This window comes from Dactylosporangium sp. CA-052675 (assembly GCF_050947935.1).
Classification (GTDB): Bacteria; Actinomycetota; Actinomycetes; order Mycobacteriales; family Micromonosporaceae; genus Dactylosporangium.
In genome coordinates this window covers 5,924,467-5,938,071 of record NZ_CP192010.1, presented here as the reverse complement: position 1 = coordinate 5,938,071, position 13,605 = coordinate 5,924,467, and the positions used below count along the sequence as shown (strand labels likewise).

Genomic DNA, 13,605 nt, shown 5'->3' with positions numbered 1-13,605 from the left:
CATGACCGACGTGGTTGAGCCCAGAGCGGCCGGCGTCACGACGCCGGCCGGCTACCGGCTGGCGGACCGCTACGACGCCGACGACGGCACCGTCGTGCTCACCGGCACCCAGGCGATCACCCGCATCCTGCTGGACCGCCACCGGATGGACCGGGCGGCCGGGCTGCGCACCGGTGGTCTCGCCTCCGGCTACCCGGGCTCGCCGCTCGGCGGGCTGGACCTCACCCTGCACCGGGCGGCCGAGACCCTCGCGGCCGAGGGCATCCGGCACGTGCCCGGGGTGAACGAGGAGCTCGCGGCCGCCGTCGTGTTCGGCACCCAGCAGCCCGCGCCGGGCGGCTTCCGGGACGGGCTGCAGGGCGTCTTCGGGCTCTGGTACGGCAAATCCCCGGGCGTCGACCGCTGCGGCGACGCGTTCAAGCACGCGAACCAGTTCGGCGTGCACCCGCTCGGCGGCGTCATCGCGGTGGCCGGCGACGACCCGGCCGCGAAGTCCTCGTCGCTGCCGAACCAGAGCGAGACCGCCTTCTACGACGCGCTCATGCCGGTGCTGGTGCCCGGCTCCACCCAGGAGCTGCTCGACTTCGGCGTGATCGGGCTCGAGCTGTCGCGGTACTGCGGCTGCTGGGTCGGGCTGAAGGTGGTGACCAACGTGGCCGACTCGGTCGGGTCGGTGAACCTGGCCCCGGGCCGGCTGTCCCTGCTGCGCCCGGCGCTGGAGATCGACGGCGAGCCGTGGGAGCACCGGCAGCGCATCGACATGGTCCCCACGATCCTCGTCGACCGGGAGCGGGACCTGCTCGAGCGCCGCCACCTCGCGGCCGTCGCCTTCGCCGCCGCCAACGGCCTCAACCGCATCGAGGGGGCCACGGCCGACGGCGCCCGGATCGGGATCGTCGCCGCCGGCAAGACCTACTACGACGTCCGCCAGGTGCTCACCGACGCCGGACTGGACGAGGCCGGCCTGCGCGAGCGGGGCATCCGCCTGCTGAAGCTCGGCATGATCTACCCGCTCGACCCGGCCGTCGTGGAGCGCTTCGCCGACGGCCTCGAACACATCGTGGTCGTGGAGGAGAAGCGCGACTTCATCGAGTCAGCGCTCCGCGGCGCGCTGTACCCGACCCCGCACCGCCCGGTCGTCGTGGGCAAGCGCGACCGCGCCGGCCGGCTGCTCGTGCCGGCCCACGGCGAGCTCGGCGTCGACCGGCTCAAGCCGATCCTGCGCCGCGAGCTCGGCCTGCCCGAACCGGTCCGGGTCGCGGCGCCGTCCCGGGGGCCGATCGCGCTGCCGCTGCTGGCGCGCACCTCGGCGTACTGCAGCGGCTGCCCCCACAACCGCTCCACCGTCCTGCCCACCGGAGCCGTCGTCGGCGGCGGCGTCGGCTGCCACGGGATGTTCTACTTCGACCCGCGGCTAACCTCCAACGAGAAGCTGCCCGTGGTGCCGATGGGCTCGGAGGGCGTGCCCTGGATCGGCATGGCCCCCTTCGCGAGCACCGGGCACGTCTTCCAGAACCTCGGCGACGGGACGTTCTCGCACTCGGGCCTGCTCGCGGTGCGCGCCTGCGTCGCGGCCGGGGTGAACATCACCTTCAAGATCCTGTTCAACGGCTTCGTCGCGATGACCGGCGGCCAGCCGATCGCGGGCGGGATGGCGGTCCCGGCGCTCACGCGCGAGCTGGCCGCCGAGGGCGTCAAGCGGATCGTCGTGGTCGCCGACGACCCCTCGCGGTACCGCGGCGTGCGCGATCTGGCCCCGGGCACCGTCGTGCGGCCCCGCGACGAGCTCATGGCCGCGCAGGAGCAGCTCGCCGCGATCGACGGGGTCACCGTGCTCGTCTACGACCAGGTGTGCGCGGCCGAGGCCCGGCGGATGCGCCGCTCCGGCCGGCTGCCCCGCCCCGAGCGCCGGGTGATCATCGACGAGCGCGTCTGCGAGGGCTGCGGCGACTGCGGCGTCAAGAGCAACTGCCTCTCCGTCCAGCCGGTCGACACCGAGCTCGGCCGCAAGACCCGAATCCATCAGACGTCGTGCAACTCGGACCTCAGCTGCCTCGACGGCGACTGCCCGTCCTTCGTCACCGTCCGCTCGGCGGCGCCGGCGACGAAGCGACCCCCTCGGCCCCGCCGCACGGACTCGGACGCGCCCCTGGCCGAGCCGGCGGGCAAGGCGTCGATCGGGGCCCGGACCTACGGCATCTACCTGGTCGGCATCGGCGGCACCGGTGTCGTCACCGTCAACCAGGTCCTGGCCACGGCGGCGCTGCTCGACGGGCTGCACACGGCCGGCCTGGACCAGACCGGGATGAGCCAGAAGGCCGGCGCCGTCGTGTCCCACCTGCAGCTCGCCGCCGCCCCGGTCGACGCCCGCACCGCCGCGGTCTCCGACGGCCAGGCCGACCTCTACCTGGTGTTCGACGCGCTCAGCGGGGCCGCGCCCCAGCACCTCGCCCGCACCGATCCGCGGCGGACCGTCGCCGTCGTCGCCTCGTCGCTCACGCCCACCTCGGCGGTGGTGACGAACCCGGCGAAGACCCTCCCGCCGGCCGGCGAGCTGCTGGAGCGCATCCGGGCCGCGGCCGGGCGCACCACCGCGGTCGACGCCGCCGGGCTCAGCCGGGCACTGCTCGGCGACGAGACCACCGCCAACATCCTGCTGCTCGGGGTGGCGTACCAGGCCGGGGCGCTGCCGCTGTCGGCCGCCTCGATCGAGGAGGCGCTGCGGCTCAACGGCGTCGCGGTCGAGGACAACATCGCCGCCTTCCGGGCCGGGCGCCGCCACGTGGTCTCGCCAACCGCGGTCGAGGCGCCCGTCGTCGCGGCCGGTCTCGATCCGTCGGCGGGGGCCCGGGCGGCCGCCGCCGGGCTCCTCGACGCGGCCGGGCTGCCGGCGGCGGTGCGGGCGATCGCCGAACCGCGGGCGGCCGAGCTCGTCGACTACCAGCACGCCGGGCTCGCCGCGCGGTACGTCGAGGCGGTGCGGGAGGTGGCGGCGGCCGAGTCCGGCCGGTTCGGCACGGACGGGGTGTCCGAGGAGTTCGCCCGGTACCTGTTCAAGCTGCTGGCGTACAAGGACGAGTACGAGGTGGCGCGGCTGCACCTCAAGGCCGACCACGGCGCCGGGGTGCGGTACCACATCCATCCGCCGTTCCTGCGGGCGCTCGGTCTGCGCCACAAGCTCGCGCTCGGCCGGTGGATCCGGCCCGTGTTCGGGGTGCTGCGGTCGATGCGTTCGGTGCGCGGCACGGCGTTCGACCCGTTCGGCCGGGCCGAGGTGCGCCGGGTCGAGCGCGCGCTGCCCGGCGAGTACACGGATGCGATGCTGGCCGCGCTCCGCGACGCCGACCGGGACCGCTGCCTGACGGTGGCGCGGGCCCCGGACGCCGTACGCGGGTATGAGACCATCAAGCTCGCCAATGTGGCCGGCTTCCGGGCCGTGTTGGCCGACGTCGAGGTGTGAGCATGAGTGAGGCGGAGATGGTGGGGGACGGGGCCCCGGAGCGTGGCGCGAAGGGCCCGCTGCAGCTGCGCCGCCGGGTGGGGGAGCGGCTCGCCGACGAGCTGCGCGACCGGATCCTGCGCGGCGAGCTGACCACGGACAACGGGCTGCTGAAGCAGGACGAGCTGTTCGAGGAGTACCGCGTCAGCATGCCGTCGGTCCGCGAGGCCATGCGCACGCTGGAGACCGAGGGGCTCATCACCATCCGGCGCGGCAACCGCGGCGGCGCCCAGGTGCATCCGCCGCAGCTCGAACGGGCCGGCTACGTCTTCGGGCTCGTGCTGCAGGGCCGCAGCGTCAGCGTGCGGGATCTGGGCCTGGCCGTGCGGCGCCTCGACCCGATGTGCGCGGAGATGTGCGCGACCCGCCCGGACCGCATGCAGACCGTGGTGCCGGCCCTGCGCGAGATCCACGAGCGCACCGAGGCCTCGCTCGGCGACTTCGCCAAGTTCGTGGCCTGCATGAAGGAGTTCCACGAGGCACTGGTGCGCAACTGCGGCAACCAGACCTTCGAGCTGCTCGTGGGGATGCTCGAGGGGTTGTGGTACGCGCACGAGGAGGAGTGGGCCGCCCGCACGGTCCGCGAGGGCGAACTGCCGGGGACCGAGGCCACCCGGCGCAGCATCGAGAGCCACGCGGAGCTGATCCGGGCCATCGAGCAGGGCGACGGGCCCGGGGCCGCGATCCTGGCCCGGCGCCACCAGGAGGACACGCAGCCCCAGGCCAACCTCGGCGTGGACCCCGCGGTGGTGGTCAACGCGCAGCTGATCCGCCCGCCGGACTGACGCTGCCGCGCTGGACGAGCGCGATCGCGACCACCGCGGCGGCCGGGACGAGCCCGCAGACGGCCATCCCGGCCCGGGCCCCGAAGGCGTTGGTGAGCGCCCCGATGATCGGCGCGCCGAACGGGGTCCCCCCGGTGAACACCAGCATGTAGAGCCCCATCACGCGGCCGCGCATCGCCGGGTCGACCCACAGCTGGACGGAGGCGTTGGCGAGCGCCTGGAACGCGAGGTTCACGAATCCGAGCGCGGCCAGCAGCGGCAGGAACACCGGCAGGTTCGGCGCGGCCGCGGCGAGCAGTTGGACGGCGCCGAAGAGCCCGCCGTACACCATGATGCGCCGCAGGCCGGTGGAGACCGTGGCGCCGGCGGCGAGCGCGCCCACCGCGGACCCGACGGCCAGGACGATGTTGAACAGCCCGTAGAGGCCGGCGGCGCCCCCGAACGACTCGGTCGCGATCGCGGTGAGCACGATCGGGAAGTTCAGGCCGAAGGTGCCGACGACCCCGACCAGGACGATGGTCCACAGCACCCGCGGGCGCTTGCGCACGTAGTGTGCCGCGGTGCGGAACGCGCGCGGCTCGCGCCCGGCCGGCGGCGCGGGGGTCAGGTCGGCCGGGCGCAGTCGCAGCAGGGCGATCGTCGGCCCGATGTAGCACAGCGCGTTGCCCGCGAACGCCCAGCCGATGCCGGCCGTGCCGATGAGCACGCTCGCGACCGCCGGCCCGACGAGCCGGGTGGCCTGGAACACCGACGCGTTGAGGGCGACCGCCCCGCGCAGGTGACTGGGCGGCACCGCCTCGTTCGCGAACACCTGCCGGGTCGGCGCGTCGACGGCGAAGACGAGCCCGGTGAGCAGGGCGAACGCGAACACATGCCCGATGCGTACGGCACCGGCGATGGTGAGCGCGGCCAGCGTGGCGGTGAGGACCGCGTTGACCGACTGGGTGACGAGCAGCGTGCGGCGCTTCGGGTACCGGTCGGCGAGCAGGCCGCCGTGCACCCCCAGGAACAGGATGGGCAGGAATTGCAGGGCCATCGTGACGCCGACGGCGGCCGGGCTGTCCGTGAGTCGCAGGGCCAGCCAGTCCAGCGCGATGCTGCCCATCCAGGCGCCGGTGTTGGCGAGGGTCTGTCCGGTGAGATAGATGCGGTAGCCGCGGAATCGGAGAGCGGTGAACGGGGTCGGGCGCAGAACGGCGGAGGCCGTGGTCACGACCTCAACCCTTCCCGAGGCCGGCGACATAGGGAACCCCGATAACGTGACTCACAGTTATAGTCATTCGCTATGGCCGCCGTGTATGACCCGCAGTTGCTCGCCACCCTCCTCGCGGTCGAGCAGACCGGCAGCTTCACCCAGGCCGCGGATCGGCTGCGCATCCGCCAGCCGACGGTCAGCCAGCACATCCGCCGCCTCGAGGAGCAGGTCGGTCGCACGCTCGTGCACCGCACCACGCACACCGTGGCACTGACCGCCGACGGCGAGGCGATGCTCGGCTTCGCGCGCACGATCCTCGCCGCGCACGAGCAGGCGGCCGCGTATTTCACCGGCTCCCGCCCGCGCGGCCGCCTGCGCATCGGGATGTCCGACGACCTCGCCCTGACCCGGCTGCCGCAGATCCTGTGGGAGTTCCGCCGCGACAACCCGATGGTCGACTTCTACCTGACCGTCGAGCAGAGCCGGGTGCTGCACGAGTGGATGGAGAGCGACAAGCTGGACGTGCTCGTCGGCAAGCGGCCGCCGGGCGACGGTCGCGGCCAGCTCGTGAAGCGCGACCGGCTCGTGTGGGTCGGCACGCCCGCGACGAAGCTCGACCTGACGCGGCCGGTTCCGCTGGTGGTGTACGCCGCGCCGAGCGTGTCGCGCGACGAGATGCGCAAGGCGTTGCATCGGGCGCAGCTGCCGTACCGCAGCGCCTGCGTGTGCCGCGGCGTGAACGGCCTCATCGCCGGGGTCGCGGCCGGGATCGGGGTGTCCGCGCTGGCCGCGAGCCTGGTCCCGCCCCAGCTCACCGTGCTCGGGCCGGCGCACCGCCTGCCCGAGCTCGGCACCATCGACCTCGTGCTGCTGGCCAATCCCCGGGCCGAGCAGCGGCCGGCGGTGAAGGCCCTGATCGCCACGATCCTGGCGAGCGGGTCCCGCTCCCTGAGCTCCTCGTCCGCCTGAGCCGGCACGGCGCGAGCCGAAACTCGTTGGCCCGGCCGGTCCGGGCCGTGCGACGATCGTCGTCGTTGGGCCGCTAGCTCAATGGGTAGAGCATTCGGCTGGTCAGCACGTCCGCCCACCGCCCCTCGCGGCCATGGGTGTGCTTCCTTCTCCTTTGGGATCGAAGGGTTCGGGGTTCGAGTCCCCGGCGGCCCACGTAGTCACATCACCATCCGGGCGACCGCGGAACGGAGGAGCGCGTGCTCGAGAAGCTGATCGTCAGCAAGACGCTGCGGGTGCCGGCGAGCACCGCGGCGGCCGGCGACGGCGCGGCCGTGGCGCGGCAGTTCGACGCGGCGCTGCTCGATGCCGGGTTCTCGGCGTCGCGGGCGCTGCTGGAGCACGTCGGCGGCCTGGCGCCCGGCCCGGCGATGGACCTCGCCGCCGCGGCCGTGTCCGCGGTCCGCGAGCTCGTCGGCGACCACGTGCGGCACAACGCGTACTTCCTCAACTTCCCCGACGGCGTGCCCGACACCGTGGACTTCTGGATGGAGCGGCTGGCGGCGGCGGTGCTCGCGGGAGGCGGGACGGCCCTCGCCGACGGCCGGCTGAACCTGCTCGAGCTGCCCGGCTACGGCACCTACCAGCACACGTACGCCGATCTCCTGGCCGCGCACGACGAGTTCGTCGCGGCGGCCGGCGACCGGCTCACCGTGCTGCACCTCGGCGACACCGCCGAGGTGGAGGCGTCGCGGCTCTACCTGGCCCTGGCCGGCAGCACCGTGCCCCTCGGCGAGGCCGACCTCGCGATCCTCGGCGAGCTCGCGGTCGCCTGCGTGGACGGCGAGCAGCCGGACGCGATCCCGGTGCGGGAGAACCGCGCCGTGCTCAACGGGGTGCGCCTCGTGCTCGGCCGGCCGCTGGTCGCCGTCGACACGACCACCGACGTGCTGCGGCTGGCCTGCCACGTCTCCGGCGGGGACGCCTCGCTCGCGACGGCCACCCGGTTGCGGGCCTTCCCGCGCCGGGAGCGGCGGGTCCTGCTGGCGGCGCTGGACGAGGTCGTCGGCGCGAACCCGGCCAAGCTCGGCGACGTCGCACGGTTCTCGGAGCCGTGGAAGCGGCTCGGCCAGCGGCTGCATCCGCACGAGTACGCCCAGTGGCCGCACGCCCAGGCGGTGTTCGCGGTCGCCCGCGGCGAGCGGACGGTGCCCGGCATCGCCGGTCGCGCGGAGGCGGCGATCCGGGCCGGTGCCATCGCCCCGGCGGCGTCGGTGCTCTCGGCCGCGCCGGGCCTGCTCCTGCGCTCCGCCGACCGGCTGCTGCGCATCGCCCCGGCGGCGCAGCGCTCGGCCGTGGTCGAGGCCGTCTCGGGCGCGCTCGGCTCGGCGTCGGGCCGCGTGCTGTGCTCGCTGCGCGAGCACGTCGGCAACCGGCTGACGCCCGCGTCGGCCCGCATGTTCGCGAACCGCTCGCGAGGCGCGTGGGTGGCCCGCGACACCCGCCCGACGCTGCCGGCCGGGCTCGTGGCCGAGCTGTCGTCGCGGCTCGACACCGAGATCCTCGCCCGGCTGCCGCAGCTGCCGCACCCGCTGCTGGTGGACCCGGACGTGCTCGACGTCGCGCTGCCGTTGTCCGGCCGGGCGGCCGAGGGCGGGTTCGCGGTGCTGCCGCGGGGATCGCGGTCGGTGGTCTCGGGCGAGCTGCTGCGGTTCTTCATGTACTGGCGGCAGACCGCGCGCCGCACCGACTACGACCTGTCGGTCCAGATGCTCGACGCCGAGTTCCACCCGGCGGGCCAGGTGTCGTGGACGAACTACCGCGGCGGCGGTCTCGTGCACTCCGGCGACATCACCGACGCGACCGACGGCGCCACCGAGTTCATCGACATGCCGCTGGCGAAGACGCGGGTCCGGTACGTCGTGCCGCAGGTGTACATCTACACGGGGGAGTCGTTCGACGACGTCGCCGAGTCGATGTTCGGCTACCAGACCCGCGCGGAGGACCAGCAGGGCGCCCCGTTCGACGCCCGCACCGTGCGCGCCCGTTCGGACCTGCGCGGCCCGGGCCGGGTCGCGCTGCCGATGGTCTTCGCACAGGGCAAGCGCGGCTGGGAGGCCGTGTGGCTGCACCTGTACCTGCGCGGCATGCCGGCGTTCAACCGCGTCGAGGACAACGCGCTCACCGTCGCCGACCGGGTGCGGGCACTCGTCGAGCGGCGGTACCTGACCGTGTCGTACCTCGTCGACCTGTTCGCCACGCGGACCGCGGTGGCGATGTGGGACGGTGAGGTGCCGGACGAGCCGGTGACGTACATCGGCATCCACGCACCCGACGACCTCCCGGAGGGGTCGCAGGCGTTCACCCTGGATCGGCTGGCCGAGCTGATCCCCGAGTAGACTGGCGGCGGCCGAGGCCATGCGGGAGCTTCCTTCTTTTCCGTTCGATTCGGGAACTCCGCGCGAGCGGAGCTCTGGCGCAAACAGCTCCCGCGCTCTCCTCGGCCCGTCGCCACACCAGGCGCTCGCGGCGGACGGCCTGGACGCCGGCCACCGCGACGCCGGGGCGGCCCCGTCACACGTCGACCACCGCGACGTCGAAGCGGCACTCGTCGAGGCCGGATGGACCCCGTGCGGCGCCGGCGACTGGGCGATCGCACTGCGCGCGCCGGACGGCACCGCCGCGGCCCGGATCAGCCCCTTCGACCCGGCCGGCCCCTACACCGCGGCGCTGTACCGGGAGGCGGCACCCACCCGGCAGGTCCCGGCACTGTTCGCGCACCGGCGCCTGGCCGGCGGCGGCGACCTGCAGCTGCTCGAATGGCTGCGACCCGTCGACCCGGACGAGGCCGCCGCGTTCCACCGGGCGATCGCCGAGCGGGCCCCGCACGTCGCCGCCCTCGTCGACGTCGTGCGCCGGGTGCACGCCCGGGCGCGTCGGGAGCTGCCCTGGTGCGGGCCGCTGGACACCAACCCCGACAACGTCATGCGCGCCGCGGACGGTCGCCTGGTCGTGGCCGACCTGTTCTACGCCGACGGCCCGAACCTCTACGCCACCGCCGCCACCGACCCGGATCGCGTCGTCGCGCTGATTCCGGAGTCCGAGCGCCGGTTCATGACCGAGATCCCCCTGGCCGCGTCAGGCCCGTGGGAGCCCGGCGCCCAGGAGGCGATCCGCGCCGCTCTCGCCGCCGCCGACGCGAAGGCCGCGAACGGCTGAGGGCTCGACGCTCTGCGCGGCGACCGGGCCCGCGTCGCCAGCGCCAGCTCGGCGGATTGTGCCTGCTTGCGGGCGGTTATGTCAATAGTTGACAGAGGGAGTTTGATAGAGGACTGTCGATGAAAACCGGATGGCGGTCCGGGCCACAGCTCCCCAGGAGGGAACCGTGTCCCTACGCCCGATCGCCGCCCTCGTCCTCGCCGCCGCCGCCGTGTTCGTGCCCGCGCGGGCCGCCGGGGCCGCCGACGGCACGGCCGCGCCCAGCAGCACGGCCGCGCCCAGCAGCACGGCCGCGCCCAGCAGCACGGCCGCGCCCAGCAGCACGGTCGCGCCCAGCAGCACGGTCGCGCCCAGCAGCACGGCCGCGCCCAGCAGCACCGCCACGAGCGCTCCGGCCCTGGCCGCGACGACCATCTGCAACCGCTACTGCGACGGCCGCGACGCCTCGCTCGCGCCGGCCGACCGCGCGACCGTGAGCGCCACGCTCTACGGCCGGCGCTTCACCATGCACCTCAACGACACCGACGCCATGGCCTGGGCCACGCTCGGCAGCGGGCAGGCGGGCGACGAGGTGTGGATGGACCGGTCCTTCGACGGCGGCAAGACCTGGGCCGACAGCCGCATCGGCGACATCACCGTTGCCGCCGGCGCGACCGGCCAGCGCACCAGGCAGTACAACGTCGACAACTGGAACGCCAACGGCGTCGGGGCGCTGCGCGCGTGCGGGAAGGCCGGCGACCGGGCCGAGCTCGTGTGCACCGCGTGGACGCGTAGCACCTGGAACGCCTGGGACCGGCGCACCGCGGCGGCCACGGCGCTGATGATGCAGTACAACCTCGGCACCGGGCTGTTCGGCGACGGCGACTGGTGGACCAGCGCGAACGCGCTCACCGCGGTGATCGACAACGCCCGGCGGTCCGGGATGGCCAGCTACGAGTACGCGATCGCCAACACCTACGACAAGCAGGTCAACGCCCGGCTCGGGCAGTTCCGCGACGAGTATCTGGACGACACCGGCTGGTGGGCCCTCGCGTGGGTCGACGCGTACGACCTGACGGGGGACAGCCGCTACCTGAACACCGCGCGGGCCGGGGCCGACCACATGTTCAGCTACTGGGACACCACCTGCGGCGGCGGGGTGTGGTGGAAGACCGACCGGACGCGCAAGAACGCCATCGAGAACAGCCTCTACATCCAGCTCAACGCCGCGCTGTCGAAGCGCGTCGCGGGGGACACCGTGTACCGCGGGCGGGCCCAGGCGGCCTGGACCTGGTTCCAGGGTACGGGCATGCTCAACGGCTCGAACCTCGTCAACGACGGCATCAGCCTCAGCACGTGCCGCAACAACGGGGCCACCACCTGGACCTACAACCAGGGCGTGCTCGTCAACGCGCTCGTGCAGCTCAACCGGCTCACCGGCGACGCGGCCGCGTTGGCGACCGCGCGGCGGGTCGGCGACGCGCTCACCGCGAGCGCCTTCCTGTCGCCGGGCGGCATCCTGCGCGAGCCGAACGAGAGCAGCACGTGCTCCGACGACGGCGCCTCGTTCAAGGGGGCCGCGATCCGGGGGCTCGGCGTGCTCAACTCCGCCACCGGCGGCGCCTACAACGCCTACCTGCAACGCAACGCCGACAGCGCCTACGCCAACGACCGGGACACCATCGACGCGTACGGCAACCACTGGACCGGGCCGCGCACCGCGACCAGCCAGCGGTGCCAGCACAGCGCGGTGGACCTGCTCAACGCCGCGCCCTGATCACCGGGTGAGGGCCGCGGTCAGCAGCGGGGTCAGCAGCTTGATGTAGGTGGTCGTGACGTGGCTGCCGTCGCGGTACACCAGGCTGTTGCCGATGATCGCCGGGCACAGCGTGTCGGTGCAGAACCACTCGGTCGGGTCCAGCACGCTGATGCCCGCCGGCTGGGCCGCGGCCTCGATCGCGGCCTTGCGGGTGGCGTAGATCGCGGTCGGAACCTTGAGCGCGCACTGCTGGACCGCCGACGGGTGCGCGGCCACGCAGTCCGGCACGCTGACCCCGCGCGGGTCCGGGGTATCCTGCATGATGATCGGCTTGGCGCCGAGCTGGGCCAGGCGCGTGGCGGAGGCGACGGTGGCCTGCGCCCACGCGGTGTCGGCGTGGGCCTTGTCGGCGGTCGGCGCGCCCTGCTTGTCGACCGGCGGGTCGGTGTACGTGCGGGTCGACAGCACCACGATCGCGGGCTTGAGCTGCTTGATCACCGTGAAGGCCCGCTCGCGCCAGTCGGCGCACTCGGTGTACGCCCGCCGCGAGTTGATCTTGATGGTGAGCGCGTCGGCCGGGGTGCAGCCGCTCTTGGCCAGGACCACGAGCCGCCACTGCTTCTTCTTGGCGATGGCCTCGAAGGCGTCGAACCACTGCTCGGTGTGCGAGTCGCCGAAGAGCACGACGGTGGTCGGCGCGTTCGGCACGCCCTTGCGGTCGCAGCCCAGGGCGATGGCGGGCGCGGTCTTGGACTCGTCGAGGGAGGCCAGGCAGCCCTTGTCGCCGCCGGGCAGGTCCTTGCTCGCCGCGGTGATCGCCGGCACGAGGTTCTGCGGCATGGCCGCGACGGTCGCGCTGGTCCGGATGAGCTCGAGCAGCTGGCGGCGGGCCTCCTCGAGCTGCTGCGCGTCGGAGACGACGGAGGCGGTGTCCTGGGCCTGGCCCTCGCCCCGCACCCGCATCGGCAGCCCCAGGAAGATCACCGCGGCGCCGACCGCGAAGGCCGTCATCGTCGCGCCGAGCATCAGCCCGCGGTTCGGCCGGCGCTTGAACACCGGGTTGAACCGGATCGGGTTCTCCACCAGCATCAGCGACAGCCGGGCCGGGATCAGCGCGAACGCGGCCACGCCGACGAGGATCCAGACGTTGAGCTTGTCCTGCCCGGCGATGTGCGGGGCGAGGATCAGCAGCGGCCAGTGCCACAGGTACCAGCTGTAGGACAGCTTGCCGAACCACTGGAACGGGCCCGTCCGCAGCAGGACCCCGGCGCCGCCGGCGGGGGCCGCGCAGCCGCCGGCGATGACCAGCGCCGCCCCGGCCACCGGCAGCAGGGCCGCCTTGCCGGGGAAGAGGGTCGTCGAGTCGTACCACAGCGCCGAGGTCAGGATCATGGCCAGCCCGGCCCAGGTGGCGACGGCGGCGAGCGCGCCCGGCAGGCGCGCGAGGCGCTCGGCGGCCAGGGCGGCGAGCGCCCCGGCGGCCAGCTCCCAGGCGCGGGCCTGGATGCCGAAGTACGCCCACGGCTGCGCGTGCCCGGTCTGCCACACACAGATGCCGAAGGACACCGCGGCCAGGACGGTGAGCGCGAGCGTGGCCGACAGCCGGCTCGGTCTCCCGCGCCGCGCCCAGGCCGCCCCGGCGACGACGAGCAGCAGGGGCCAGATGAAGTAGTACTGCTCCTCGACCGCGAGCGACCAGAAGTGCTGCAGCGGGGAGGGCTCGCGCTCGGCGGAAAGGTAGTCGGTGCCCTGGGCGGCGAGCCGGATGTTGATCCCGTAGGCGGCGGCGGTGAGCGCGTCGAGCGAGACGGCCTTCGCCGCGATCGGCGACATCCACGCCCAGGCCGCCGCGACCGTGGTGAGCACGACGAGGGTGGACGCGGGCAGCAGGCGCACCATCCGCCGGCCGTAGAACGCGCCGAACCGGATGCGGCCGGTCTTCTGCAGCTCGCGGAACAGGTGCAGGGTGATGAGGAACCCGGAGATCACGAAGAACACGTCGACGCCGACGTAACCACCGGTGATGTGCCCGACACCGGCGTGGTCGAGCACGACGAGCAGCACGGCTACGGCGCGCAGTCCCTCGATGTCGGGCCGGAACCGCTGCTGCTTCGGCTCGCCCGCGGTCACCACCGGTGCGGGAGTCATCGCCCGGTGTCGCATCGGCGCCGGACGCGCCGGTTGGTAGACGGTCACCGACCGCGTCCTAGCCTGGGCACGG

At 73.8% G+C, this 13,605-nt stretch carries 8 protein-coding genes and 1 tRNA gene; 7 read left to right on the top strand and 2 right to left on the bottom strand.

Features of this window, described 5'->3' with window-relative positions; all coding sequences use genetic code 11:
* The first annotated feature begins 1 nt into the window (after position 1).
* Together ACQP1P_RS26490 and ACQP1P_RS26485 are read left to right on the top strand one after the other, a co-directional pair.
* A complete protein-coding gene (locus ACQP1P_RS26490) occupies positions 2-3,460 on the top strand; it encodes an indolepyruvate ferredoxin oxidoreductase family protein (RefSeq protein ID WP_433073944.1) in 3,459 nt (1,152 codons plus the stop codon).
* 2 nt (positions 3,461-3,462) lie between these two features.
* The gene (locus tag ACQP1P_RS26485) at positions 3,463-4,284 is read left to right on the top strand and encodes a FadR/GntR family transcriptional regulator (RefSeq protein WP_433073941.1); all 822 of its coding nucleotides are present in this window, start codon (positions 3,463-3,465) and stop codon (positions 4,282-4,284) included.
* Here ACQP1P_RS26485 and ACQP1P_RS26480 read toward each other — a convergent pair.
* Complete coding sequence (locus ACQP1P_RS26480; RefSeq protein WP_433073938.1) at positions 4,253-5,497, bottom strand: MFS transporter; 1,245 nt, start codon at positions 5,495-5,497, stop codon at positions 4,253-4,255. The genes ACQP1P_RS26485 and ACQP1P_RS26480 overlap by 32 nt on opposite strands.
* 72 nt (positions 5,498-5,569) lie before the next feature.
* On the opposite strand from ACQP1P_RS26480, the gene ACQP1P_RS26475 reads away from it, so the two are divergent.
* From ACQP1P_RS26475 to ACQP1P_RS26455, 5 genes are all read left to right on the top strand, one after another.
* Positions 5,570-6,448 (top strand): LysR family transcriptional regulator, encoded by an 879-nt coding sequence (locus ACQP1P_RS26475; RefSeq protein WP_433073935.1) that lies wholly within the window; start codon positions 5,570-5,572, stop codon positions 6,446-6,448.
* A 67-nt stretch (positions 6,449-6,515) separates the two neighbouring features.
* Positions 6,516-6,643 (top strand) — tRNA-OTHER (locus tag ACQP1P_RS26470).
* A gap of 44 nt (positions 6,644-6,687) precedes the next feature.
* Positions 6,688-8,826 (top strand): hypothetical protein, encoded by a 2,139-nt coding sequence (locus ACQP1P_RS26465; protein ID WP_433073932.1) that lies wholly within the window; start codon positions 6,688-6,690, stop codon positions 8,824-8,826.
* 19 nt (positions 8,827-8,845) lie between these two features.
* Positions 8,846-9,646 carry a hypothetical protein gene (locus tag ACQP1P_RS26460; protein ID WP_433073929.1) on the top strand — a complete coding sequence of 267 codons (801 nt, stop codon included), beginning with the start codon at positions 8,846-8,848 and terminating at the stop codon, positions 9,644-9,646.
* 166 nt (positions 9,647-9,812) lie between these two features.
* Positions 9,813-11,402, top strand: a complete 1,590-nt coding sequence (locus tag ACQP1P_RS26455; RefSeq protein ID WP_433073926.1) for a glycoside hydrolase family 76 protein — start codon at positions 9,813-9,815, stop codon at positions 11,400-11,402.
* On the opposite strand, the gene ACQP1P_RS26450 is transcribed toward ACQP1P_RS26455, so the two are convergent.
* The gene (locus ACQP1P_RS26450; RefSeq protein ID WP_433073923.1) at positions 11,403-13,532 is read right to left on the bottom strand and encodes an acyltransferase family protein; all 2,130 of its coding nucleotides are present in this window, start codon (positions 13,530-13,532) and stop codon (positions 11,403-11,405) included. It abuts the gene before it with no gap.
* Positions 13,533-13,605 lie beyond the last annotated feature (73 nt).

What these genes read in the sequence shown, in the direction of transcription:
- ACQP1P_RS26475 (WP_433073935.1), top strand. Translation starts at nt 5,570, where the DNA reads ATGGCCGCCGTGTATGACCCGCAGTTGCTCGCCACCCTCCTCGCGGTC.
- ACQP1P_RS26485 (WP_433073941.1), top strand. Translation starts at nt 3,463, where the DNA reads ATGAGTGAGGCGGAGATGGTGGGGGACGGGGCCCCGGAGCGTGGCGCG.
- ACQP1P_RS26450 (WP_433073923.1), bottom strand. Translation starts at nt 13,532, where the DNA reads ATGACTCCCGCACCGGTGGTGACCGCGGGCGAGCCGAAGCAGCAGCGG.
- ACQP1P_RS26460 (WP_433073929.1), top strand. Translation starts at nt 8,846, where the DNA reads ATGCGGGAGCTTCCTTCTTTTCCGTTCGATTCGGGAACTCCGCGCGAG.
- ACQP1P_RS26490 (WP_433073944.1), top strand. Translation starts at nt 2, where the DNA reads ATGACCGACGTGGTTGAGCCCAGAGCGGCCGGCGTCACGACGCCGGCC.